The organism is Streptomyces sp. NBC_00224 (assembly GCF_041435195.1).
Taxonomy (GTDB): domain Bacteria; phylum Actinomycetota; class Actinomycetes; order Streptomycetales; family Streptomycetaceae; genus Streptomyces.
Genome location: NZ_CP108106.1, coordinates 2,352,928 through 2,376,437 on the forward strand (window position 1 = coordinate 2,352,928; position 23,510 = coordinate 2,376,437).

The 23,510-nt window shown below is 69.8% G+C and carries 23 protein-coding genes and 1 pseudogene; 4 read left to right on the plus strand and 20 right to left on the minus strand.

Annotated features, from left to right (window positions below):
* Positions 1 to 41: 41 nt before the first annotated feature.
* The 11 genes from OG965_RS10535 to OG965_RS10585 form a co-directional block, all read right to left on the minus strand.
* Positions 42 to 2,876, minus strand: a complete 2,835-nt coding sequence (locus OG965_RS10535) for a DEAD/DEAH box helicase (RefSeq protein WP_371651455.1) — start codon at positions 2,874 to 2,876, stop codon at positions 42 to 44.
* A 144-nt stretch (positions 2,877 to 3,020) separates the two neighbouring features.
* Positions 3,021 to 3,977, minus strand: a complete 957-nt coding sequence (gene tatC / locus OG965_RS10540) for a twin-arginine translocase subunit TatC (RefSeq protein WP_371651457.1) — start codon at positions 3,975 to 3,977, stop codon at positions 3,021 to 3,023.
* Between the two features lie 62 nt (positions 3,978 to 4,039).
* Positions 4,040 to 4,321: a Sec-independent protein translocase subunit TatA gene (gene tatA, locus OG965_RS10545; RefSeq protein ID WP_371651459.1), complete on the minus strand. Its 282-nt coding sequence runs from the start codon at positions 4,319 to 4,321 to the stop codon at positions 4,040 to 4,042.
* Between the two features lie 223 nt (positions 4,322 to 4,544).
* On the minus strand, positions 4,545 to 4,742 hold the full coding sequence (locus OG965_RS10550; protein WP_371651461.1) for a hypothetical protein: 198 nt from the start codon (positions 4,740 to 4,742) through the stop codon (positions 4,545 to 4,547).
* 9 nt (positions 4,743 to 4,751) lie between these two features.
* On the minus strand, positions 4,752 to 5,024 hold the full coding sequence (locus tag OG965_RS10555) for a hypothetical protein (RefSeq protein WP_371651463.1): 273 nt from the start codon (positions 5,022 to 5,024) through the stop codon (positions 4,752 to 4,754).
* A gap of 6 nt (positions 5,025 to 5,030) precedes the next feature.
* Positions 5,031 to 6,017, minus strand: a complete 987-nt coding sequence (locus tag OG965_RS10560) for a helix-turn-helix transcriptional regulator (protein WP_371651465.1) — start codon at positions 6,015 to 6,017, stop codon at positions 5,031 to 5,033.
* 15 nt (positions 6,018 to 6,032) lie between these two features.
* Complete coding sequence (locus OG965_RS10565) at positions 6,033 to 7,007, minus strand: helix-turn-helix transcriptional regulator (protein ID WP_371651467.1); 975 nt, start codon at positions 7,005 to 7,007, stop codon at positions 6,033 to 6,035.
* Between the two features lie 137 nt (positions 7,008 to 7,144).
* Positions 7,145 to 7,516 carry an FKBP-type peptidyl-prolyl cis-trans isomerase gene (locus OG965_RS10570; RefSeq protein ID WP_371651469.1) on the minus strand — a complete coding sequence of 124 codons (372 nt, stop codon included), beginning with the start codon at positions 7,514 to 7,516 and terminating at the stop codon, positions 7,145 to 7,147.
* Between the two features lie 57 nt (positions 7,517 to 7,573).
* Positions 7,574 to 8,524, minus strand: a complete 951-nt coding sequence (locus OG965_RS10575; RefSeq protein ID WP_371651471.1) for an FKBP-type peptidyl-prolyl cis-trans isomerase — start codon at positions 8,522 to 8,524, stop codon at positions 7,574 to 7,576.
* Between the two features lie 113 nt (positions 8,525 to 8,637).
* Entirely contained in the window at positions 8,638 to 9,999 is a 1,362-nt protein-coding gene (pafA, locus tag OG965_RS10580) for a Pup--protein ligase (RefSeq protein ID WP_371651473.1), read from the minus strand.
* 24 nt (positions 10,000 to 10,023) lie between these two features.
* On the minus strand, positions 10,024 to 11,268 hold the full coding sequence (locus tag OG965_RS10585) for an MFS transporter (RefSeq protein WP_371651475.1): 1,245 nt from the start codon (positions 11,266 to 11,268) through the stop codon (positions 10,024 to 10,026).
* A 121-nt stretch (positions 11,269 to 11,389) separates the two neighbouring features.
* On the opposite strand from OG965_RS10585, the gene OG965_RS10590 reads away from it, so the two are divergent.
* Positions 11,390 to 12,394: a LacI family DNA-binding transcriptional regulator gene (locus OG965_RS10590; protein WP_371651477.1), complete on the plus strand. Its 1,005-nt coding sequence runs from the start codon at positions 11,390 to 11,392 to the stop codon at positions 12,392 to 12,394.
* A 79-nt stretch (positions 12,395 to 12,473) separates the two neighbouring features.
* Here OG965_RS10590 and prcA read toward each other — a convergent pair whose 3' ends face one another.
* The 6 genes and pseudogenes from prcA to arc form a co-directional block, all read right to left on the minus strand.
* Positions 12,474 to 13,223 carry a proteasome subunit alpha gene (gene prcA, locus OG965_RS10595; RefSeq protein ID WP_371651479.1) on the minus strand — a complete coding sequence of 250 codons (750 nt, stop codon included), beginning with the start codon at positions 13,221 to 13,223 and terminating at the stop codon, positions 12,474 to 12,476.
* 46 nt (positions 13,224 to 13,269) lie between these two features.
* Entirely contained in the window at positions 13,270 to 14,115 is an 846-nt protein-coding gene (gene prcB / locus OG965_RS10600; protein WP_371651481.1) for a proteasome subunit beta, read from the minus strand.
* Positions 14,067 to 14,279, minus strand: a pseudogene (locus OG965_RS10605) (endonuclease domain-containing protein); the annotation flags it as partial. The pseudogene OG965_RS10605 and the gene prcB, both read right to left, overlap by 49 nt.
* Before the next feature lie 69 nt (positions 14,280 to 14,348).
* A complete protein-coding gene (locus OG965_RS10610) occupies positions 14,349 to 14,567 on the minus strand; it encodes a ubiquitin-like protein Pup (protein ID WP_016325855.1) in 219 nt (72 codons plus the stop codon).
* 131 nt (positions 14,568 to 14,698) lie between these two features.
* On the minus strand, positions 14,699 to 16,210 hold the full coding sequence (gene dop / locus OG965_RS10615) for a depupylase/deamidase Dop (RefSeq protein ID WP_371651484.1): 1,512 nt from the start codon (positions 16,208 to 16,210) through the stop codon (positions 14,699 to 14,701).
* Positions 16,211 to 16,456: 246 nt separating this feature from the next.
* Entirely contained in the window at positions 16,457 to 18,223 is a 1,767-nt protein-coding gene (arc, locus tag OG965_RS10620; protein ID WP_371651486.1) for a proteasome ATPase, read from the minus strand.
* A 277-nt stretch (positions 18,224 to 18,500) separates the two neighbouring features.
* Here arc and OG965_RS10625 point away from each other — a divergent pair, with 277 nt between their 5' ends.
* The gene (locus OG965_RS10625) at positions 18,501 to 18,779 is read left to right on the plus strand and encodes a ferredoxin (RefSeq protein WP_371651488.1); all 279 of its coding nucleotides are present in this window, start codon (positions 18,501 to 18,503) and stop codon (positions 18,777 to 18,779) included.
* A 37-nt stretch (positions 18,780 to 18,816) separates the two neighbouring features.
* On the opposite strand, the gene OG965_RS10630 is transcribed toward OG965_RS10625, so the two are convergent.
* From OG965_RS10630 to OG965_RS10640, 3 genes are all read right to left on the minus strand, one after another.
* The gene (locus OG965_RS10630) at positions 18,817 to 19,389 is read right to left on the minus strand and encodes a hypothetical protein (protein WP_371651490.1); all 573 of its coding nucleotides are present in this window, start codon (positions 19,387 to 19,389) and stop codon (positions 18,817 to 18,819) included.
* A 212-nt stretch (positions 19,390 to 19,601) separates the two neighbouring features.
* Complete coding sequence (locus tag OG965_RS10635; protein ID WP_328313834.1) at positions 19,602 to 20,489, minus strand: tRNA (adenine-N1)-methyltransferase; 888 nt, start codon at positions 20,487 to 20,489, stop codon at positions 19,602 to 19,604.
* 66 nt (positions 20,490 to 20,555) lie between these two features.
* Positions 20,556 to 21,806: a site-2 protease family protein gene (locus tag OG965_RS10640; RefSeq protein ID WP_371651494.1), complete on the minus strand. Its 1,251-nt coding sequence runs from the start codon at positions 21,804 to 21,806 to the stop codon at positions 20,556 to 20,558.
* A 103-nt stretch (positions 21,807 to 21,909) separates the two neighbouring features.
* On the opposite strand from OG965_RS10640, the gene OG965_RS10645 reads away from it, so the two are divergent.
* Entirely contained in the window at positions 21,910 to 22,800 is an 891-nt protein-coding gene (locus tag OG965_RS10645; RefSeq protein ID WP_371651496.1) for a RecB family exonuclease, read from the plus strand.
* Between the two features lie 12 nt (positions 22,801 to 22,812).
* A complete protein-coding gene (locus OG965_RS10650) occupies positions 22,813 to 23,484 on the plus strand; it encodes a response regulator transcription factor (protein WP_053723497.1) in 672 nt (223 codons plus the stop codon).
* The last annotated feature ends 26 nt before the right edge of the window (positions 23,485 to 23,510 follow it).

Sequence of the window (23,510 nt, forward strand, 5' to 3'; positions counted from 1 at the left end):
ACCGACCCGCAGACAAAAACCCGCCCCCCCCGGAGGGCCCGTCAGCCCACCGAGCTGTACGCCACCACGCCCCTCAGCACCGCGTCCACCGCCTTGCGGGCGTTCTTGGCGACCGTGCTTCCGGCCGAGGAGCCGGGGGCCGCCGCCGCGATCTGGCCGAGTACGTCGATGACCTGCTTGCACCAGCGCACGAAGTCGCCCGCGGGCATCTCCGCCTCGCGCAGCACCTCGTCCAGGCCCTGGCCCGACGCCCACTGGAAGGCCGCCCAGGCGAAGCCGAGGTCGGGCTCGCGCTGGCCGACGCCCTCCGCCTGGTTGATCTTGTGGTCCTCCTCCAGCGCGTCGAGCCGGCCCCAGATGCGGACCATCTCGCCGAGCGCCGCCTTGGCCGCGCCCGAGGGCAGCTTGGGCGCCACGGCGTCGTCGGCCTGGCGGGCCTCGTACACCAACGCCGAGACGCAGGCGGCCAGTTCGGCCGGGCTCAGGCCCTCCCAGACGCCCGCGCGCAGGCATTCGCTGGCCAGCAGGTCCAGCTCGCCGTAGAGCCGGGCGAGGCGGCGGCCGTGCTCGGTGACCTCGTCGTCGCGCAGATAGTCCAGCTCGGTCAGGAGCGCCACGATCCGGTCGAAGGTGCGGGCGATCGTATTGGTCCGCCCCTCGATGCGGTGCTCCAGCTGCTGGGTGTCCCGCTTGAGCCGGTAGTAGCGCTCGGCCCAGCGCGCGTGGTCCTCGCGCTCGTCGCAGCCGTGGCACGGGTGGGCGCGCAACTCGGCGCGCAGCCGTGCGATCTCGCGGTCGTCGGCGGCCTCGGCGCGGCCCCTGCGGTGCCGGTCGGGCACGATGTGGCCCGCCTTGGTGCGCAGCGCGGAGGCGAGGTCGCGACGGGACTGCGGCGAGCGCGCGTTGAAGGACTTGGGGACCCTCATCCGCTCGATCGCCTCCACCGGCACCGGGAAGTCGATCGCGGCGAGCCGCTTGACCTGCCGCTCGGCGGTGAGCACCAGCGGGCGCGGCCCGTCGTGCTGGTCGAAGCCGCGGTGGCCGTTGGAGCGCCCGGCCGGGATGCCCGGGTCGAGCACGAGCGCGAGCCCGGCGAACTTCCCGGTCGGCACGTGGATCACGTCGCCGGGCTTGAGCTTCTCCAGGGACGCGGCCGCGGCGGCCCGCCGCTGGCTGGCGCCCTGCTTGGCGAGCTCCGTCTCACGGTCCTTGAGGTCGCGGCGCAGTCGCGCGTACTCCTCGAAGTCCCCCAAGTGGCAGCTCATGCCCTCCTGGTAGCCCTCCAGGCCCTCCTCGTTGCGCTGCACCTGGCGGGAGATGCCGACGACGGACTTGTCCGCCTGGAACTGGGCGAAGGAAGTTTCCAGGAGCTCGCGCGAGCGGTGCCGGCCGAACTGCTCGACCAGGTTGACCGCCATGTTGTACGACGGCCGGAAGCTGGAGCGCAGCGGATACGTACGGGTGCCCGCGAGACCCGCCAGCGCGCCCGGGTCCATGCCGCGCTGCCAGAGCACCACGGCGTGGCCCTCGACGTCGATGCCGCGGCGCCCGGCACGACCGGTCAGCTGGGTGTACTCACCGGGGGTGATGTCGGCGTGCTGTTCGCCGTTCCACTTCACCAGCTTCTCCAGGATCACCGTCCTGGCGGGCATGTTGATACCCAGGGCGAGCGTCTCGGTGGCGAACACCGCCTTCACCAGGCCGCGCACGAACAGCTCCTCCACGACCTCCTTGAAGGTCGGCAGCATGCCCGCGTGGTGGGCCGCGATGCCCCGCTCCAGGCCCTCCAGCCACTCGTAGTACCCCAGGACGTGCAGGTCCTCGCCGGGGATGGAGGCGGTGCGCTCCTCGATGATCTCGCGCACCTTCTGGCGCGCCTCGTCATTGTTGAGGCGCAGGCCCGCGTACATGCACTGCTGGACCGCGGCCTCGCAGCCGGCCCGGCTGAAGATGAACGTGATGGCGGGCAACAGGCCCTCGGCGTCGAGCCGTTCGATGACCTCGGGGCGGCTCGGCGTCCAGATCCGGGTGCGCTGGCGGCGCTCGCGCTCGCGGTCGGCCTCACGGACCATCTTGCCGCGCCTGCGGTCGCGCGGGTTGTACGTCTTCTGGTTCTCCATCCGGGCCATGCGCAGCAGGTCCGGGTTGACCTCCCGGCGGGCGCCGCCGCGGCCGCCGTGGTCGGTGGACTCCTCGAAGAGGTCGTACGTCCGCCGTCCGGCCAGCACGTGCTGCCACAGCGGGACCGGGCGGTCCTCGGAGACGATCACTTCGGTGTCGCCGCGCACGGTGTCCAGCCAGTCGCCGAACTCCTCCGCGTTGGAGACGGTCGCCGACAGCGACACCAGCGTGACCGACTCGGGCAGGTGGATGATCACCTCTTCCCAGACGGCGCCCCGGAAGCGGTCGGAGAGGTAGTGCACCTCGTCCATGACCACGTAACCGAGGCCGAGGAGCGACTGGGAGCCCGCGTAGAGCATGTTGCGGAGCACCTCGGTGGTCATCACGACCACCGGCGCCTCGGAGTTGACGCTGTTATCACCGGTGAGCAGGCCCACCTTGTCCGCGCCGTAGCGTCTGGCCAGGTCGGCGTACTTCTGGTTGGAGAGCGCCTTGATCGGCGTGGTGTAGAAGCACTTGCGGCCCTGCTGGAGGGCCAGGTGCACGGCGAACTCGCCGACGATGGTCTTGCCGGAGCCGGTCGGGGCGGCCACGAGCACACCCTTGCCGGCTTCGAGTGCCTGGCACGCCTCGATCTGGAAGGGGTCCAGATCGAAGTCGTACAGGTCGCGGAAGGGTGCGAGCGCGGTGGCCTGCTCGGCGGCGCGGAGCCGGGCAGCTGCGTACGCTTCGGCTGGTGAGAGGTCCTCTGTCATCTTGTCTTCGAGCCTACCCGCCGCCTCTGACAGAGGTCGCGATCTTTATCGGGACGGGGGCCCGGGACGGAGTGCGCGGCGACCGGGAACGCGGAAGCGGCCGGGTGCGCGCCGTGCGCGCCCCGGCCGCTTCGCGGCGTGGGATCAGGTGATGTCGTCGTAGCCGTTCACACGGCTGCTGGAGCGGCCGCCGTCGGCCTGCTCGGGCAGCGACGGGGTGGTGACCGGCTCGATGTCGCCGATGTCCGCCGGAGTGAGGTCGAGGTCGGAGGCCTCGTCGTCGGCGGGCTTGGCTTCCTCGCGTTGGCGGCGGCGCTTGTCGTTGAGCATCGACACACCGACGGCGATGAAGTAGAGCAGCACGATCGGGGTGGCCAGCGAGAGCATCGACACGGGGTCGACGGTCGGCGTCGCGAAGGCCGCGAAGACCGTGACGCCCATGATCATGCCGCGCCACCAGCCCAGCATCCGGCGGCCGGTGATCACTCCGCTGAAGTTGAGCATGACCAGGAAGAGCGGCAGCTCGAACGAGAGGCCGAAGACGATGATCATCCGCAGCACGAGGTCGATGAGCTCGTTCAGCGGGAGCAGGTTCAGCGCGTCGTCGGGGGTGAACTCAAGGAGGACCTTCGCGGCCGCGGGCAGCACGTGGTAGGAGAACCAGCCGCCGGCGACGAAGAGCGGGAAGCCCGCCGCGACGAAGCCCAGGGAGTACTTCTTCTCGTTCTTGTGCAGGCCCGGGGCGACGAACGCCCAGAGCTGGTAGAGCCAGACGGGGCTGGCCGCCACGACGCCCGCCACCAGGGACGTCTTGATCATCAAGGTGAACGGCGACATGAGGCCGGACATCGTGACTTGGCCGCAGTGGTCCTTGTCGCTCTGCTTGGCCAGTTCGCCGAAGCCCTGCGTGCAGCCGACCGACTCCTTGATCGGCTTGATGATCAGGTCGACGATGTCCTTGTAGTAGAACGCCGCCACCACGGAGCAGACCAGGATCGCGAGGACCGCCTTGGCGAGCCGGTTGCGCAGCTCACGGAGATGGTCCGAGAGGGGCATCCGCCCCTCCGGGTCCTTCTGCTGATTGCGGGCAGACTTCAGCAACCCACGTCCTCATCTCGTGCGGCAGGGCGCCTTGGTGATCAGCGCCTGCTTCGGCCCAGGTGTCAGCGGGTGGAGTCGGTCGGCTCGGTCACGGGACGCGAGCTGCTGACGTCGCCGGGGGCCGACTGGATGGTGCGCTGCACCGGCGGCTGCTCGCCCGGCTGCGGCGGGTCGGCGGGGGCGGTCTGCTGGCCTTCGGTCTTCATCGCCTTCGCCTCGCTCTTGAGGATGCGAGCGGACTTGCCGAGCGAGCGCGCCATGTCCGGAAGCTTCTTCGCGCCGAACAGCAGGACGATGACGACGAGGATGAGAATGATCTCGGGGGCGCCGAGCCTTCCGAACATAAGCTTTTACCTTCTCACCGAGGCGACATGGGTGGGGCTGCGTGGGTTCGACCGGACTGGTGTCCGATCGCATGCGTGCAGCGATCGTAACGCGCAGGGGTAAACGCTGGGCAATCCCCGTGCGTACTCCCGTGACACGGCCCACTGCCTCGCTCCGTGGTCCGCGCTCTGAAGCGTACCTAAAGGGACGGACGGACAGGAGTGCGCACGACTCCCCGCACGGTCAGCGCAAGGTCTCCCCGGTGGCCGAGAGTTCAACTGCGGCCCGCTCCAGGTCCTCGGCGGCCTTGTTGATCTTATGTGTGGTGTCGGCCACTTGGCGGCCGAGCCGCTGCGCCTCGACGAACACCTTGATCGCGAGGACACCGAGGACGGCGATTCCGAGGAACCCGAGGGCGATGGCGGTCATCGGCCAGAACATGAGCGGACCCTAGACGCTGGAGTGGAGGCGGAGGGTGCGGACCCCTCCGCCGGTGAGGAGTTCGACGATGCGCTCACCGGCCGGCTTGCGCACGGCGGAGCCGCACTCGGGGCAGGTGAAGGAGTAGAAGGTGGTACGGCGGCTGGCGCCGATGGCGAGGCGCAGCGCCCCCGCGGCCAGCTCGAAGCGGGCACGGCAGTCGGGGCAGGCGGCCTTGAAGAGCACCGACTGAACCGCGGCCATCTGACGGGAAATACCGGGCAATACCGACATATTCCGCATATCTCCTCAGCTCTGTCCGTCGTGCGCGCTCTGCTCTTCGTACGCCGCCAGCGCCGCCAGCGCCGCACTGCGGGCACTTTCGGCCAGTTCGCCGGGGGCGACGATCCGGCCGTCGCGGCCGAGGCGCAGCGCGAGGCGCCGCAGCGAGGCCGGCTCGGGGGTGCGCAGGGTGATCCGCAGGCCGCCGTCCGCCAGCTCCTCGGCGCTGTCGTGCGGGTAGTACTCGGCGACCCAGCGTCCGCCGGGCCCCACCTCGACGATCACCTCCGGGTCCTCGGCGGCGGGCTGCACCAAGCCCTCCGAGAGGTCCCGCAGCTCCAGCTCCGGCGGCGCGGCCGGCTCGTCGAGCAGTCGGATCTCGGCCACCCGGTCGAGGCGGAAGGTGCGCCGCGCCTCCGAGAGCCGGCACCACGCCTCCATATAGGTGTGGCCGACGGCGAAGAGCCGGATCGGGTCGACCTCGCGCTCGGTGAGCTCGTCGCGCGCGGGCGAGTAGTAACGCACCCACAGCCGCCGCCGCTCCGAGATCGCCCGGTCGACGTCCGCGAAGACCCCGCCCTCCGACTCGAAGGTCACCGACAGCCGGGAGCTGGCGCCCGCCGCCTCCCCGGCCGCCGCCTCCAGCTTGGCGGTGGCGCGCAGCAGCGCCTGGCGGTCGCCCTCGCGCAGACCCGGCAGCGTCGCCACCGCGCGGGCCGCGACCAGGAGCGCGGTCGCCTCGTCGGCGGCGATCCGCAGCGGCTCGGCCGCCTCGGCGCCCAGGGCGCCGGGATTGCGCCACCAGATGCGGTCGCCGTCGGTGTCGATGTCGAGGAGGTCGCCGCCGCGGAAGCTGGTCCCGCACATGGGCAGCACGTCGAGGTCCGAGATCAGCTCGTCCTCGGTGATCCCGAAGGCGCGGGCGACGTCGGCGACGTGCGCCCCGGGCCGCTCGCGCAGATAGGTGACGAGGGAGAGCATCCGCCGCGTCTGGTCGATGGCGTTGGCAGCCATGGTCGTCCGGTCCCCTCAGCCCTTGGCCACAGCGCGCAGCCGGTCCACCACGTCGGCCCGCAGGTCCGCGGGCTCCAGCACGACCACATCGGGGCCGAACTCCACGAGCCAGGCGTCCAGCCCGTGCCCGTACGGAATCTCCAACTCGTCCCACCCGTCGCCGAGTTCCCGCGTCGAGGTGGCCCGCGAGCGCAGCGGATAGCCGGCGCCCGCGCGCAGCCTGATCCGCGCGGAGCGGGTGGCGGTCTCCCCCGCCCAGCTCTCCACGGTCTCGCGCACGGTGACCACGTCGGGCACCGGCACGGTGAAGGAGCCGGCCCGCGAGCGCACCTTGCCGGTGATCCGGGAGAGCCGGAAGACCCGCTCGGCGCCCCGGTCGCGGTCCCAGCCCGCCAGGTACCAGTGGCCGCGCCAGCACTCCAGGGACCACGGCTCGACGTGGCGGGTCCCGGGGCGGGCGGCGGTGGCCTTGCGGTATTCGAAGACGACCGCGCGGCGGTCGCGGCACGCCAGCATCAATGGCTCGAAAGCGGCCTCGTGGACCGGGATCCGTGGCTCGATCGCGCTGTGCTCGTACGGGTTGTCCGCTTCCGGCATTCCGGCGGCGCGCAGCTTCTGCAGTGCGCCGCTGGCCGCGCCCGCGAGCCGGGCCTGCTGCCAGACCCGGGCGGCCAGGCCGAGCGCGGCGGCCTCCTCGGCGTCCAGCTGGACCGGTGGCAGCCGGTTGGAGTCACGGCGGGCCAGATAGCCCGTCTCGCCGTCGAGGTTCTCCACCGTCTCGATGACCAGGCCGAGTTCGCGCAGATCATCCTTGTCGCGCTCGAACATCCGGTTGAAGGCGTCGTCCGACCCCGCCGCGCTTTCTCCCGGCCCAATGGCCTCGACATACGCCTCGATGGAACCGCGCAGCTCGCGCTTGCTGAGCGGACGGCGCGTCCCCAGCAGACACAGCGCCAGGTTCATCAACCGCTCGGCCTTGGCAATCGCCATCGACGCCCTTCGCCTCTCCTCGTCATGAGGGAGCTGCTCCGCCGCTCCCGACCGTTGACCGTACCGTCCCCGGGTGTCGTGGCAAAAGCCGAGGGCCCGTGCCAGGCGGCACGGGCCCTCGGTGTGATCGGGTGTGATCAGACAGCGACCAGGTCGCAGACGAAGATAAGCGTCTCACCCGGCGCGATCCGGCCACCGGCGCCACGGTCGCCGTAGGCGAGGTGCGCGGGGATGACCAGCTGGCGGCGGCCGCCGACCTTCATGCCCTGGATGCCCTTGTCCCAGCCCTGGATGACCTGACCGGCACCGAGCTGGAACTCCAGCGGGTTGCCGCGGTTCCAGGACGCGTCGAACTCCTCGCCGGTGGAGAAGGCCACGCCCACGTAGTGGACCTTGACGTAGTCGCCGGCCTTGGCGACGGTGCCGTCGCCCTCCCAGATCTCCTTGATCTCAAGGTCCGCCGGCGGCTCGCCACCGGGGAAGTCGATCTCGGGCTTCTCGATGCTCACTGAACTGCTCCTCTTGAATACGTGCAGGGCAACCCGGACAGTCTTACATCTTCACCGTCACATCTTGGCCAGGATGTCGATCGAGAAGACCATGGTCGAGTTGGCCGGGATGCCCGACTGCTCCTTGTCGCCCAGGCCCTGGTCCGGCGGGACGACGACCAGGATGCGGCTGCCGACCTTCTTGCCGATCAGACCGGCCTTGAGGCCCTTGAGGGTCAGGTTCGGCAGCGCGAAGGTCTGCGTCTTGCCCTGCTCGTAGGTGCTGTCGAACTTCTTGCTGTCCTTCCACAGGACGCCCTCGTACGCCAGGACCACGCTGTCCGTGTCCTTCACCACGTCACCGTCGCTCTCCAGCACGTAGTTGGAGACCAGCTTCTTGGGCGCGTCGGTCTTGGGGACGGTCAGCGTCGGCGCCTTGCCGTCGGTGTTGGTGCCCACCTTCGGCAGGTCCTTGTCCTCCTGCGCGACCTCCTTGCCCTTGGCGGAGGCCGGGATGGTGGTCGCCTTCACGATGTCCACGACGAAGACCAGCGTGGCGTTGGGCTTGATGTCGCCCTGACCCTGCGCGCCGTAACCCAGCTCCGGCGGAATGCCCAGCTCGACGCGGCTGCCGACCTTCTGGCCCTCCAGGCCCTGGTCCCAGCCCTTGATGACCTGGCCGGCGCCGAGGGTCAGCGTGAACGGCTCCTTGCGGTCGAAGCTGTTGTCGAACGGCTTGTCCGAGTCCCAGGCCTGGCCGAGGTAGTTCACGGAGACGGCGTCGTTCTTCTTGAGCACCGCACCCTTGCCCTCGCTGAGGACGTTCACCTTGAGGGCCTTGGGCGGGGTGCCCTCACCCTTGGCGAGGGTCGGCTTCTCCCCGAACTTGGCGCCCGCGGTGATGGCGGGCAGGCCGTTCTTCATCGAGGCGGAGTCGGAGGTGGAGTCGGAGCCCTTGTCGTCGCTTCCGCAGGCGGCTGTGGCAATCAGCAGCAGCGGGACGGCGAGCAGGCCGGCAAGTCGGCGCACGTGTTCCTCAGATCTCAGACGGCACGGTAGTTTGCCCGCCACTCTAAGGCGTACTACGGGCCCCGTACGAGGAACGTACGGGGCCCGTGTTCACGTTGCCGGTCGCTTCCCGGTCACATACCGGCGATCAGTTTCTCCACCCGGTCGTCCACGGAACGGAATGGGTCCTTGCACAGCACGGTGCGCTGTGCCTGGTCGTTGAGCTTGAGGTGCACCCAGTCGACGGTGAAGTCCCGCCGCTGTTCCTGCGCCCGGCGGATGAAGTCGCCGCGCAACCGCGCCCGAGTGGTCTGCGGGGGCACCGACTTGCCCTCGAAGATCTTCAGGTCGTTGCAGATCCGGGCCGCCTGGCCCTTGCGCTCCAGCAGGTAATACAGACCCCGCTGGCGGTGGATGTCGTGGTACGCCAGGTCTATCTGGGCGACCCGGGGGTGCGACATGGTCATGTTGTTCTTCGCCCGGTACCGCTCGATCAGCTGGTACTTCATGACCCAGTCGATCTCGGTGCCGATCCGGTCCAGGTCCTCGGCGTCGATCGCGTCGAGCGTGCGGCCCCAGAGCTCCAGGACCTGCTCGACGGTGCCGGTGCGGATGCCCCGGCGCTCCACGAAGTCGACGGCCTTCTCGTAGTACTCCCGCTGCACCTCCAGCGCCGAGGCCTCGCGGCCACTGGCGAGGCGCACCTTGCGCTGGCCCGTGATGTCGTGCGAGACCTCGCGGATGGCCCGGATCGGGTTCTCCAGTGTCAGGTCGCGCATCACCGTGCCCGCCTCGATCATGCGCAGCACCAGGTCGGTGGCGCCGACCTTGAGCAGCATGGTCGTCTCGGACATGTTGGAGTCGCCCACGATCACGTGCAGGCGCCGGTAGCGCTCGGCGTCCGCGTGCGGCTCGTCCCTGGTGTTGATGATCGGGCGCGAGCGGGTCGTCGCGGAGCTGACGCCCTCCCAGATGTGCTCGGCGCGCTGGCTGACGCAGTAGACCGCGCCACGCGGGGTCTGGAGGACCTTGCCCGCCCCGCACAGGAGCTGACGGGTGACCAGGAACGGGATGAGGATGTCCGCAAGGCGGGAGAACTCACCGTGCCGGGCCACGAGATAGTTCTCGTGGCACCCGTAGGAGTTTCCCGCGGAATCGGTGTTGTTCTTGAAGAGATAGACGTCGCCCGCGATTCCCTCCTCGTGCAGGCGGCGCTCGGCGTCGACGAGCAGGCCTTCGAGAATGCGCTCGCCGGCCTTGTCGTGAGTGACCAGCTCGGTCACGTTGTCGCATTCGGGAGTTGCGTATTCCGGATGCGAACCCACGTCGAGGTAGAGGCGGGCGCCGTTCCGCAGGAAGACATTGCTGCTGCGGCCCCATGACACAACACGGCGGAAGAGGTAGCGCGCCACTTCGTCAGGTGACAGTCGGCGCTGTCCCCTGAACGTGCACGTGACGCCGTACTCGTTCTCCAGCCCGAAAATGCGGCGGTCCATGACTGAACATTACGCCCGATGGCCTCAGCTGAAACCGGGTTCGGCAGCACGGGTTGGATCATTTTGGTCAACTACCACGACACTTTCCGTACGCCCGGGAGCTGCGAGGACCCGTCGGGTGGCGAGCAGCACCACGAGCGCGGCCGCTCCACCGCCGCCCGCGACGGCGAAGCTCGCCGCGCTGCCGCCGAGTTCGACGGCGGGCCCGGCGACGGCCGTGCCGAGCGCGGTGCCGACCCCGAACGCGGTCACCAGCCAGGAGAACGCCTCGGTCACGGTGCCGCGCGGCGCGTGCCGGTCGACCACGATGAACGCGCAGGCGATGCACGGCGCGAGGAAGAGCCCGGACACCACGGCCAGTCCCACCATGGGTACGACACCGGGTACGAGCATCAGCGGCAGATAGCCGACGGCGAGCAGCGCGACGAGCGAAATCAGCCGTTTCTCGGGAGTTCCGGCCCACTGGCGCGCCCCGTACACGAGACCGCCGAGCAGCGCCCCGAGGCCGTTGGCCGCCATCAGCCAGCCGTAGACCGCGTCCCGGCCGTGGTCGTCGGCGTAGGCCGACGCCGCCACGATGATCGCGCCCAGCGCGAGGCCGACGAAGAAGAAGGCTCCGAGGAGCGCGAGCAACCCCGTGGAGCGCAGTGCGCCCAGCCAGTGCGCCTCGCGCGGGGCGGAGCGCCAGGCGCGCGAGGGTCCCGAGAGGACCACCGAGAGCGCGCCGAGCACCCCGAGCACGTTGATCGCGACCAGGGCGGTGGCGGGCGACCACAGGGCGATGCCGAGGGTGACCAGGAGCGGGCCGACCGTGAACATCACCTCCTGGGCTATCGCGTCCATCGCGTACGCGGTGTGCACCTGGTCCTGGCGGGTCAGGACGCTGGGCCACAGCGCCCGCAGCCCGCCCTCCAGCGGCGGTGTGCAGAACCCGGCGACCACCATCGCCGCGTACGCCACCGCGACCGGCTCGGTGCCGCTGAACGCGAGGACGGCCATGCCCAGCGCGCTGGCCACCGACGCCGGCAGCATCACCCGGGGCTGCCCGTAGAGGTCCACGGCCCGTCCGAGCAGCGGCTGCCCGGCCGCGGTGGCCACGCCGTACACCGCGGTGAGCGCGCCCGCCAGCGAGTAGCTGCCGCCCTCGGCGCGGACGAACAGGACCACGGCGATGGCCGCGGTGGCGTTCGGCAGCCGCCCCGTCAGCGTCCCCACCAGCAGTCGCGCGGCGTGCCGCGTCCGGAGGATCTCCAGATATCCCGCCGCCATGTCGCCTCTCGGTTGGATTAGTTTTACGTATAACGTCCGACGTCATACGTACCATGTCGACAACCCCCGGGTCCACCCCGGACCAAGGACACCCAGCCGCCACACCCCGCCGGAGGACCCCGTGAAGACCCAGCCGACCAGCCGGGACGTCGCCCGCGCGGCCGGGGTCTCCCAGGCCACCGTCTCCCTCGTCCTCGGCGACAAGTGGCGCGGCCGCGTCTCCGAGAGGACCGCCGCCCTCGTCCGCGACGCGGCCCGCGAACTCGGCTACCGGCCCAACCTCGCCGCCCGCAGCCTGCGCCTCGGCCGCACCCGTACCGCCCTCCTCGTCGTCCCCGCCCTCACCAACGAGTTCTTCGCCCGCGTCTACACCGGCGCCGCCCGCGTCGCCGCCGAACACGACTTCGGCGTCGTCCTCTACCCCTCCCCCGACGGCGTCGGCCCCGCCCGCGACCCCTTCGACTCCGCCCGCGCCGCCCTCGACGGCGTCATCGCCTCCTCCATGGCCGCCGACGCCCTCGCCGGCATCCGGGGCACCGACCTGCCCCTGGTGATGCTCGACAGCGACCCCGCCGAAGCCGGCCCCGCCGCCCGCGTCAACCTCGACATCGCCGACGGCATACGGCAGGTGACGGAGCATCTGCTCGGCCTCGGCCACCGCAGATTCGCCCACCTCGCCTCCGCCGTGGACTCCTGGACCTTCCAGGTACGCGGCCGCGCCCTGGAGGACGCACTGCGCCGGGCACCCGACGCCGAAGTCCTGACCGTGCCCTCCGCACTCACCGTCGACGCCGCCCGCCGGGCGGCCGAACACGCCCTCACCCGCCCCGGCGCCCGCCCCACCGCACTCATCTGCGACGACGACATCCTGGCGGCGGGAGCTTGCAAGGCCGCCCGACGGCTCGGTCTGCGCATCCCCGACGACATCTCGGTGGCCGGATTCGACGACCTCGCCCTCGCCACCGCCCTCGAACCCGAACTCACCACCGTCCAACTGCCCGCCGAGCAGGTGGGCGAGCGCGGTATGGCCGCACTGCTCGCCGTCCTGGACGGCCGCGAGCCCGAAGCGGGCGATCTGCCCGTCACCCTGGTCGTGCGCGGCTCCACGGCCCCGCCCGCGCCCTGAACCGGGAAAGGCCCGTGCCCCGCCGTGACGAACGGCGGGGCACGGGCCTGTACGTCGACTTGGCCGACGCTTCTGCTGTCTACTCGTCGTCGTTGTCCGACGGCACCTCGGTCGGCTCGGCGCTCGCCTCTTCCGTCTGCAGGAGACGGGACAGCTGACGACCGACGATCCGCTTGAACTTGCGCTGCTGCGGCCGCGTACGGTCGAGCACCGCGACCTCCAGACGCTCCGCGGGAATCTCCCGCTCGGCACCGTTGGTCTGGTTCGACAGCGCCTGCACGGCCAGCTTCAGCGCCTCCGCCAACGACATGCCGTCCTGGTGGCGCTGGTCGAGGAACGTGCTGATCTGCTCCGCGTTGCCGCCGACCGCGACCGAGCCGTGCTCGTCCACGATCGAGCCGTCGTGCGGCAGCCGGTAGATCTGGTCCTCCTCCGGCGTCGCCCCGACCTCGGCGACCACCAGCTCCACCTCGTACGGCTTCTCGCCGACACTGGAGAAGATGGTGCCCAGCGTCTGCGCGTACACGTTCGCCAGACCGCGGGCCGTCACGTCGTGGCGGTCGTAGGTGTATCCCCGCAGATCCGCGTAGCGCACACCGCCGATCCGGAGGTTCTCGTACTCGTTGTACTTGCCGGCGGCCGCGAAGCCGATCCGGTCGTAGATCTCGCTGAACTTGTGCAGCGCACGGGACGGGTTCTCGCCGACGAAGACAATGCCGTCGGCGAACTGCAGCACGACCAGGCTGCGGCCGCGCGCGATGCCCTTGCGGGCGTACTCGGCACGGTCGGCCATGGCCTGCTGGGGTGAGACATAGAACGGCGTCGACACCGGCTATCCGTCCCTTTCTGTCAGTGGCGGGGTCATCTCAGCGGCCTCAGAGCAGCGCGGCACGCGGGCCGTCGGGCTGCTCCAGACGCCGCTCCAGGATCGAGCGGGCGATCTCGGAGGACTCCGCCTCGGTCAGCCGCCGGAAGCCCTCGTCGCTGATGACGGTGACGATCGGATAGATCCGGCGGGCGACATCGGGACCGCCGGTCGCCGAGTCGTCGTCCGCCGCGTCGTAGAGCGCCTGGACGACCAGGGTGGTGGTCTGCTGCTCGGTCAGGTCCTCGCGGTACAGCTTCTTCATCGAGCCGCGGGCGAAGATCGAACCGGAGCCGGTGGCCGCGTAGCCGTGTTCCTCGGAGCGGCCGCCGGTGACGTCGTACGAGAAGATGCGGCCCTTCTCGCGGTCCACGTCGTACCCCGCGAAGAGCGGGACCACGGCCAGGCCCTGCATGGCCATGCCGAGGTTGCCGCGGATCATGGTGGAGAGCCGGTTGGCCTTGCCCTCCAGGGAGAGGGTGGCGCCCTCGACCTTCTCGAAGTGCTCCAGCTCCAGTTGGAAGAGCTTGACCATCTCCACGGCGAGACCGGCGGTACCGGCGATGCCCACCGCCGAGTACTCGTCCGCCGGGAAGACCTTCTCGATGTCGCGCTGGGCGATCATGTTGCCCATCGTCGCCCGCCGGTCACCGGCGAGCACCACGCCGCCGGGGAACGTCGCCGCCACGATGGTCGTGCCGTGCGGCGCCTCCACGTGCCCCTGCACGGGCGGCAGGACCCGCTTGCCGGGCAGCATCTCGGGCGAGTGGTCGGACAGGAAGTCCATGAACGAGGACGAGCCCGGCGTCAGGAAGGCAGCTGGTAGACGCCCTGTGCCACGGGTGTTGGCTTCCACGAGGTTCCCTCCAGGTAGGCGGCAGCCCGACGAACCGCGTCGGGATCGTCTCCCAACTTGCCGATGGCCGGATTGCAGTTGAAGCACCGTACGCCACGGACCTTACCCGTCCCGTGGCGGTGATCCACATGAACGGCGAGGGTGGAAAGGCGGGTTGGGCACACCGCGTGCCGCGCCCGCCGGGGGAAGCCGTCGCTCCCTCGGACACACCCCCCGCCGTTCACATCCGTGGACTACTGTCCACCCTTCTGAACGAAGGAACGGACAAAGTCCTCCGCGTTCTCCTCCAGCACATCGTCGATCTCGTCCAGCACCGAGTCGACGTCGTCGGAGAGCTTCTCCTGGCGCTCCTTGAGGTCCTCCGAAGCCTGCGCGTCCTGGGCCTGCTCCTCGACCTCCTCGGTGGAACGCGTGGCCTTCTGCTGTCCGCCGCCGGTGTCCTTGGTCGCCATCTACCTCACCCCGCTCGGTTCGATGTCCTTGATCAGACCCTACAAGCAGGGCCTGACATCGGCCCCGCACTTGATGGAACGTGCGGGGCCTACCTCTGTGTTTCCCACGCCGCCGGCTTTTCAGCCCCGGGTCAGCCGCCCGAGAGCACCCGGACCAGATCCTCGGCCGTCCGGCAGCGGTCGAGCAGCTCCTTCACGTGATTACGCGTTCCGCGAAGCGGTTCCAGGGTTGGTACGCGCTGGAGCGAGTCGCGGCCCGGCAGATCGAAGATCACCGAGTCCCAGGAGGCCGCCGCGACGTCGTCCGCGTACTGCTCCAGGCAGCGGCCGCGGAAGTACGCCCTGGTGTCCTCGGGGGGCTTCGCACGGGCCCGGGAGACCGCCGGCTCGTCGAGGAGCCGCTTCATCTTGCCGCGGGCCGCCAAGCGGTTGTAGAGGCCCTTCTCGGCCCGTACGTCGGCGTACTGGAGGTCGACGAGGTGCAGCCGGGCCGCGTCCCAGCCGAGGCCGTCGCGCCGCCGGTAGCCCTCCATGAGCTCTCGTTTGGCGATCCAGTCGAGTTCGCCGGAGAGGCTCATCGGGTCGTTCTCCAGCCGGTTGAGCACGTCCTCCCAGCGGCCGAGGACGTCCTTGGTCTGGTCGTCGGCGTCGACGCCGAACCGCTCCTCCACGTACTTGCGCGCCAGCTCGAAGTACTCCATCTGGAGTTGTACGGCGGTCAGCGTGCGGCCGCTGCGCAGGGTGACGAGGTGGCGCAGGTCCGGGTCGTGGGAGACCTGGTGGAGGGTGCGGACCGGCTGGTCGACGGCGAGGTCGACGTTGATGAAGCCGTCCTCGATCATCGAGAGGACGAGGGCCGTCGTACCGAGTTTGAGATAGGTGGAGATCTCGGAGAGGTTGGCGTCGCCGATGATGACGTGCAGCCGGCGGTACTTCTCCGCGTCCGCGTGCGGCTCGTCGCGCGTGTTGATGATCGGGCGCTTGAGGGTGGTCTCCAGGCCCACCTCGACCTCGAAGTAGTCGGCGCGCTGGCTGATCTGGAAGCCGTGCTCGTGACCGTCCTGGCCGATGCCGACGCGGCCGGCGCCGGTGATGACCTGGCGGGAGACGAAGAACGGGGTGAGGTGGCGCACGATGTCGCTGAAGGGGGTCTCCCGCTTCATCAGGTAGTTCTCGTGCGTGCCGTAGGAAGCGCCCTTGTTGTCGGTGTTGTTCTTGTAGAGGTGGATCGGCTGGGCGCCGGGGAGCTGCGCCGCGCGTTCGGCCGCCTCGGCCATGATGCGCTCGCCCGCCTTGTCCCAGAGCACCGCGTCGAACGGGTTGGTGACTTCGGGTGAGCTGTACTCGGGGTGGGCGTGGTCGACGTACAGCCGTGCCCCGTTGGTGAGGATGACGTTGGCGAGGCCGATGTCCTCGTCGGTGAGCTGGCTGTTGTCGGCGGCCTCGCGGGCGAGGTCGAAGCCGCGGGCGTCCCGCAGCGGGTTCTCCTCCTCGAAGTCCCAGCGGGCGCGGCGCGCCCGGTGCATCGCCGCCGCGTAGGCGTTGACGATCTGGGACGAGGTGAGCATGGCATTGGCATTGGGGTGGCCGGGGACGGAGATGCCGTACTCCGTCTCGATGCCCATTACTCGCCGTACGGTCATGCGGCCCTCCTTGCCCGGCGGCGCTCCCCTCCGGGAGCGGCGCTCAAGTACCGCTGTTTCTCCGGTGCGTGTGCGGTGCCCGTCCCCGCACTGCGCGACTCGGCGGTACGGAAGAGCCTAGAACGCCTTTGCGCTGGTGGGGAGATCAATTCCGTCATTGCTCTTGGTCTGTCTGTGGCCTGTTTTTGGCCGGAAAAGCAGTCGGCTGCGGATGCCCCGGTCGGGCACCCGCAGCCGCCCTGTGTGCTACAGGTACTGACCGGTGTTGGCCACGGTGTCGATGGAGCGTCCGGTGTCCGCGCCCTGCTTTCCGGTGACGAGGGTACGGATGAACACGATCCGTTCGCCCTTCTTTCCGGAGATACGGGCCCAGTCGTCGGGGTTGGTGGTGTTGGGCAGGTCCTCGTTCTCCTTGAACTCGTCCACGCAGGCCTGGAGGAGGTGGGAGACGCGGATGCCCTTCTGGTTGTGGTCGAGGAAGGCCTTGATGGCCATCTTCTTGGCCCGGTCCACGATGTTCTGGATCATGGCGCCGGAGTTGAAGTCCTTGAAGTAGAGGACTTCCTTGTCGCCGTTGGCGTACGTGACTTCCAGGAAGCGGTTCTCCTCGGATTCCGCGTACATCTGCTCCACGACGGACTGGATCATCCCGTGTGCCGCGGCGTCCTTGGAACCGCTGTGCTCGGACAGGTCGTCCGCGTGCAGCGGCAGGGATGCCGTGAGGTACTTGGCGAAGATGTCCTTGGCCGCCTCCGCGTCCGGGCGCTCGATCTTGATCTTGACGTCGAGCCGACCGGGCCGCAGGATCGCGGGGTCGATCATGTCCTCGCGGTTGGAGGCGCCGATGACGATGACGTTCTCCAGGCCCTCCACACCGTCGATCTCGGCGAGCAGCTGGGGGACGATGGTGTTCTCCACGTCCGAGCTGACACCGGATCCGCGGGTGCGGAAGAGGGACTCCATCTCGTCGAAGAAGACGATGACGGGGGTGCCCTCGCTGGCCTTCTCGCGGGCTCGCTGGAAGACGAGGCGGATGTGCCGCTCGGTCTCTCCGACGTACTTGTTGAGGAGTTCGGGGCCCTTGATGTTGAGGAAGTAACTCTTCCCCGCGGGCTGGCCGGTGACCTCCGCGACCTTCTTGGCGAGCGAGTTGGCGACGGCCTTGGCGATGAGCGTCTTGCCGCAGCCGGGCGGACCGTAGAGCAGGATGCCCTTGGGCGGCCGCAGTTCGTGCTCCTTGAAGAGGTCCGGGTAGAGGTAGGGGAGCTCGACCGCGTCGCGGATCATCTCGATCTGGCCGCCGAGTCCGCCGATCTTCTCGTAGTCGACGTCCGGGACCTCTTCGAGGACCAGTTCCTCGACCTCGCTCTTGGGGACCACTTCGTACACGTAGCCGGAGCGGGGTTCGAGCAGGAGGGCGTCGCCGGGGCGGATGGTGGCGTCCAGCAGCGGCTCGGCGAGCCTGACCACCCGTTCCTCGTCGGTGTGCCCGACCACCAGGGCGCGCTCGCCGTCCTCAAGGATCTCCTTGAGGGTGACGATGTCCCCGGCGCGCTCGAACTCCATGGCCTCGACCACGTTGAGCGCTTCGTTGAGCATGACTTCCTGGCCGCGCCGGAGCTCGTCGAGCTCGACGCTGGGGCTGACGTTCACCCGGAGCTTGCGGCCCCCGGTGAAGATGTCGGCGGTGCCGTCCTCGTTGGCGTGCAGGAAGACACCGAAACCGGCCGGCGGCTGTGCGAGCCGGTCGACCTCCTCCTTGAGGGCCACGATCTGGTCCCGGGCCTCGCGGAGCGTATTGGCGAGCCGCTCGTTCTGCGCGGACACGCCCGCCAGGTTGGTCTGCAGCTCGACGATCCGCTCTTCGAGAATCCTCGTATGACGCGGAGAGTCGGCGAGCTTGCGTCGCAGGACGGCGATTTCCTGCTCTAGATAGGCAACCTGGCCGGCTGGGTCCTCAGACCCCCGCCCGGGCCGGATGCCGCGGTTGATGTCGTCGTCGTGGGCTGCCACGGTCCTCACCTCCTCCAAGGGGAGCTGGACGCTTCCTGACCCTACCTGGGCGGGTGGTGATTGAAACCCCTAGATCACAAAGACTGCGGGGTGTGTCCGATCTTCACCCTTGCGCTCTCCCTCACGCCAGGGGAATACCCACCCATCAACATCGGAAAGCGGGCGGTTGTATCGTCGAGTCGGTCAACACCCGTCAGGACTGGTGCCGATTGCTCGGCTGTCCCGGCCGGTGTGGCACTCCGCACCAACACAGCACCGCGCACGAACGGCAGGCAACATGAACGACGCTCTTGAGGTCTGGATCGACCAGGAGCTCTGCACCGGCGACGGCATCTGTGTGCAGTACGCGCCCGAGGTCTTCGAGCTGGACATCGATGGTCTGGCCTATGTGAAGAGCGCCGAGGACGAGCTGTTGCAGACACCGGGCGCCGTGGCGCCGGTCCCGCTGCCGCTGCTCCAGGACGTCGTCGACTCGGTGAAGGACTGCCCGGGCGACTGCATTCACGTACGACGGGTTTCGGACAGCACCGAGGTGTACGGACCGGACGCCGACTGAGACGGTACGTGACGAAGTACGTACGCTAGGTGACGGATCAGGCGCCCAGCGCCTGGGACTGGGTGCTCCGGACGAACTTCCCGCCCTGCCAGCGCCACTTGGCCTTCTGCTCCTCGTCGGGGCAGCAGCGCGGCACGCTCGGCGACGAGTAGCCGAGCAGCGTGGCCGTGACCGTCCCGTCCTGGACCGCGAGGCCCGAGACGCCGAACTTCTCCCGGGGGTCGGCCAGCGTCGCCACCAGGCGCGGCGGGGCGCCCTTCACGGCGGGCCGGGTCAGGACGTAGATCCCGCTCGGCGGGGTGCCCGAGCCGGCCCGGCAGTGGACGACGGCCACGGTCTCGGGGCTGCCGTCGCCGTCGAGGTCCCCCGCAGCCTGGGCCGCTACCTGGGTGCCCACCGTGCCGCACTGGAGCGGGTAGGCGACGGCCGCCGCGTTCGGGGCCGGAGCCGCTGCCGTGCGGGCTCCCGCGGCCCCTTGGGAGGCCTTGGCGGCGTCCGGCTGCAGCCAGCCGGCCAGCGCCACCACCCCGGCCATCACGGCGGCCGTGGCCAGCCAGTGCACCGGGCGGGCGTGGGTGTGCGCGAGCTCGGGGACGGCGGCAGTCTGCACGCGGGAGGTCTCCTGTGAGGGGTGATGCGGGTGGTGGGAGTGGCCAGCATCGTGCCACACGTCACAGTCGGGCGGAACAGCGGGGTCCGGAGGTTCTGCGCCCCCTTCGGCTTCGCCGTGCCCGTACCTCCAACGGAAAAGCGCCGCCGCCGAGTTCCCCGGAGTGTCCGGGAACTCGGCGGCGGCGCCGGTGCGTTGAGCTGACGGGCTCGTCAGTCCTTGTTGGGGCCCTCGTAGTCGTCTCCGTACGCGCCCTTGGCGGGGCGGCGGCGGCGCATCGGGGGCTCGACACCGTCCGCGAGGCGGCGGGCGGTGACGAGGAAGCCGGTGTGGCCGATCATCCGGTGGTCGGGGCGGACGGCCAGGCCCTCGACGTGCCAGTTGCGGATCATCGATTCCCAGGGCTGCGGCTCGGCGAAGCAGCCGATCTCCCGGATGGACTCGACGGTGCGCGAGAGCTGGGTGGTGGTGGCCACGTAGCAGCAGAGGATGCCGCCGGGCACCAGCGCCTTGGACACGGCGTCCAGGCACTCCCAGGGAGCGAGCATGTCGAGGATGACGCGGTCGACGTCGGTGTCCGACAGGTTGTCCTGGAGGTCGCCGACGGTGAGCTGCCAGGCGGGGTGCGGTCCGCCGAAGTAGCGCTCCACGTTCTGCGTGGCGATCTCGGCGAAGTCCTCGCGGCGCTCGTAGGAGTGCAGCATTCCGTGGTCGCCGACGGCGCGCAGCAGGAACGCGCTCAGCGAGCCCGAGCCCACCCCGGCCTCGACGACGCGGGCGCCGGCGAAGATGTCGGCGAAGGCCAGGATCTGCCCCGCGTCCTTGGGGTAGACCACGGCGGCGCCGCGGGGCATGGACAGGACGAAGTCGGGGAGCAGGGGGCGCAGCGCGAGGTAGGCGACGTTTCCCGTGGTACGGACAACACTGCCCTCGGGAGCACCGATCAGCTCGTCATGCGGGAAGGAACCCTTGTGGGTGTGGAAATTCTTCCCGGCTTCGAGCGTGAACGTGTAGTGGCGTCCCTTGGGGTCGGTGAGCTGGACCTGGTCCCCGACCTTGAAGGGCCCGCGACGGCGGGCGGCACCGGTCGGTTCGGACATACGAACAGGGTACCGGCCCTGTTGACCGCGGAACGCCACGGCCTGCGCGGACAGGGGGCCGGGCGGTTACGGGGTGGGCCGGGCCATCGCCGCCACGAAGGCCTTCTCGACGTCGGCCGCCGAGAGCACTCCGTAGATCTCTCCGGTCTCCTCGACGACCAGGTACTCGGTGGCGGGGGTGGCGCGGAGCTTGTCGAGGAGCGGTTCGCCGGCCAGCTCGGCCGGGACGCGCATGCCATCGGTGAGGTCCTGGGCGAGCCCGCTGACCGCGACCCAGGGGCGGCGGTGCTCCGGTACACCGACGATGGCGGCCTCGCGGACCAGGCCGGTGGGGTCGCCGTGGCCGTCGACGACGACCAGGGCGCGCGCCCCGGCCTCGTTGGCCCGGCGCAGCGCCTCGGAGAGGGGGGTGGCCGACTCGACGGGGACGGCCCGGCGGGTGAGGTTGCGGGCGCGCAGCTCCGGCAGGTGCTCGCGCAGCCGGGCCATCCGCAGGCTGTTGCCCGCGCCGGTCCAGATGATCGCGGCGAGGATCGCGGCGAGCAGCGCGTCGGTGACGGTGTCCATGCCGTCGACCTCTTCGGGCGCGTTGCCGAGGGCGCCGGTCTGGGTGAGCAGCGGGAGGCCGATGAGGACGGTGACGGCGAGGGCACGGCCGACCCAGGCGGCGGCGACGGTGCCGCTCATGGGCTTGCCGGTGATCTTCCACACGACGGCGCGGAGCATCCGGCCGCCGTCCAGCGGCAGACCGGGCAGCAGGTTGAAGCCCGCCACGATCAGGTTGGAGATCATCAGCCCGGCGAGCAGGACCCCGGGGACGGTGCCGGGCTCGACGGCCTGCATCCCGATGTAGAACAGGCCGGACAGGACCAGGGAGAGCAGCGGGCCGACGAAGGCGAGCACGAACTCGCGGCCCGGCGTCTCGGTCTCCTTCTCGATCTCGGAGACACCGCCGAAGAACTGGAGCTGGATACGGCGCACGGGGAGCTTGAAGCGCAGCGCGGCGACGGTGTGGGCGAGCTCGTGCACCAGCACCGAGGCGTAGAAGGCGACCGCGAAGAAGAGCGAGACGAGGTAGCGGGCGGCGCCGAGCTCGGGCAGCACGCGGTCGAGCTGGCCGCCGAAGACCCAGGTGATGAGGGCGGCGACCAGGAACCAGCTGGGTGCGACGTAGACCGGCACGCCGAACGGGCGCCCCATGAGGATTCCGCCGCCCGGCTCGGGTCCACGGGGCGACTTGCCGTTGTCGGGCGCGGCGCCGGGACCTTCGTCCCCCGCGCCGGACTGCGGCCTTTTGCTGTCGCCGCTCTCGTCCACGGTGTCCCTTCGTCGGTGCTTCTGTCTCGATCATGCAGTGTGAGGGGGCTCGTCGTCGATGGTATTCCGCTCGCTGTCAGTGGCGGGTCGTAGGGTCTGTGTCATGGATACGAGCACCGGAGGGGCCGCGGCGGCCCAGCGCCCCGCGTCGTTGTCGCCGTCGCGGGCGAACGACTTCATGCAGTGCCCCTTGCTGTACCGGTTCCGGGTGATCGACAAGCTCCCCGAGAAGCCGAGCGAGGCGGCGACGCGCGGCACGCTGGTGCACGCGGTGCTGGAGCGCCTCTTCGACGACCCGGCGGCGGAGCGGACCGCTCCGCGCGCGAAGGCGATGATTCCCGGCCAGTGGGACCGGCTCCTTGAGTCGAAGCCGGAGCTCACGGAGCTGTTCGCCGAGGACACCGGGGGCGAGCGGCTGACCAAGTGGCTGGCGGATGCCGAGCGGCTGGTGGAGCGGTGGTTCTCGCTGGAGGATCCGACGCTTCTGGAGCCGGTGGAGCGGGAGTTCTTCGTCGAGACGGAGCTGGAGTCGGGGCTGCGGCTGCGCGGGGTGATCGACCGGGTCGACGTGGCGCCGACCGGTGAGGTCCGCATCGTCGACTACAAGACGGGCAAGGCCCCGCGTCCGGAGTACGCGGAGGGCGCGCTGTTCCAGATGAAGTTCTACGCCCTGGTGGTGTGGCGGCTGAAGAACGTGCTGCCGCGCCGTCTCCAGCTGGTCTACCTGGGCAGCGGTGACGTGCTGACGTACGACCCGGTGGAGGCGGATCTGCACCAGGTGGAGCGGAAGCTGCACGCTCTGTGGGAGGCGATCCGGCTGGCCACCGAGACGGGCGACTGGCGGCCGCGGCCGAGCAAGCTGTGCGGCTGGTGCGACCACCAGGCGGTCTGTCCGGAATTCGGGGGGACTCCCCCGGTCTATCCATTGCAGGTGCTCCCGGCCGGATCGACGCAGGATGAGCAGGGCAGAATGGACCCGGTCCAGCAATCCTGATGAGGAGTTCCCGTGGCTATCCGCGTCCTACTGGTCGACGACCAGCCGCTGCTGCGCACCGGTTTCCGGATGATCCTGGAGGCCGAGCAGGACATCGCGGTGGTGGGCGAGGCCGGTGACGGTCTCCAGGCCCTCGACCAGGTGCGGGCGCTCCAGCCCGATGTGGTGCTGATGGACATCCGGATGCCCCGGATGGACGGTGTGGAGGCGACCCGGCAGATCAGCGGCCCGGGCAAGGACGGCCCGGCGAAGGTGCTGGTGCTGACCACGTTCGACCTCGACGAGTACGTGGTGGAGGCGCTGAAGGCGGGGGCCAGCGGCTTCCTGCTGAAGGACGCACCCGCCAATGAGCTGGTGCAGGCGATCCGGGTGGTCGCGGCGGGCGAGGCGATGCTCGCCCCGTCGATCACGCGCCGCCTGCTCGACAAGTACGCGGACCATCTGCCCTCGGGCGAGGAGCCGGTCCCGGACACGCTGCACACGCTCACCGACCGCGAGGTCGAGGTCCTGAAGCTGGTGGCGCGCGGGCTCTCCAACGCGGAGATCGCCGCGGATCTGTTCGTCAGCGAGACGACGGTGAAGACGCACGTCGGCCATGTGCTGACGAAGCTGGGGCTGCGCGACCGCGTCCAGGCGGCGGTGTACGCGTACGAGAGCGGACTGGTCCGGCCCGGAGCGCAGTAGAAAAAAGGGGTGCGGAGGCTAAGCCC

Coding starts and splice junctions, on each gene's coding strand:
- pafA (WP_371651473.1), bottom strand. CDS start 9,999: ATGGACCGCCGCATTTTCGGGCTGGAGAACGAGTACGGCGTCACGTGC.
- OG965_RS10645 (WP_371651496.1), top strand. CDS start 21,910: ATGGATACGAGCACCGGAGGGGCCGCGGCGGCCCAGCGCCCCGCGTCG.
- OG965_RS10625 (WP_371651488.1), top strand. CDS start 18,501: ATGAACGACGCTCTTGAGGTCTGGATCGACCAGGAGCTCTGCACCGGC.
- dop (WP_371651484.1), bottom strand. CDS start 16,210: ATGACCGTACGGCGAGTAATGGGCATCGAGACGGAGTACGGCATCTCC.
- OG965_RS10555 (WP_371651463.1), bottom strand. CDS start 5,024: ATGCGGAATATGTCGGTATTGCCCGGTATTTCCCGTCAGATGGCCGCG.
- OG965_RS10550 (WP_371651461.1), bottom strand. CDS start 4,742: ATGTTCTGGCCGATGACCGCCATCGCCCTCGGGTTCCTCGGAATCGCC.
- OG965_RS10565 (WP_371651467.1), bottom strand. CDS start 7,007: ATGGCGATTGCCAAGGCCGAGCGGTTGATGAACCTGGCGCTGTGTCTG.
- OG965_RS10635 (WP_328313834.1), bottom strand. CDS start 20,489: ATGTCCGAACCGACCGGTGCCGCCCGCCGTCGCGGGCCCTTCAAGGTC.
- OG965_RS10535 (WP_371651455.1), bottom strand. CDS start 2,876: ATGACAGAGGACCTCTCACCAGCCGAAGCGTACGCAGCTGCCCGGCTC.
- OG965_RS10585 (WP_371651475.1), bottom strand. CDS start 11,268: ATGGCGGCGGGATATCTGGAGATCCTCCGGACGCGGCACGCCGCGCGA.
- OG965_RS10610 (WP_016325855.1), bottom strand. CDS start 14,567: ATGGCGACCAAGGACACCGGCGGCGGACAGCAGAAGGCCACGCGTTCC.
- OG965_RS10560 (WP_371651465.1), bottom strand. CDS start 6,017: ATGGCTGCCAACGCCATCGACCAGACGCGGCGGATGCTCTCCCTCGTC.
- tatA (WP_371651459.1), bottom strand. CDS start 4,321: ATGTTCGGAAGGCTCGGCGCCCCCGAGATCATTCTCATCCTCGTCGTC.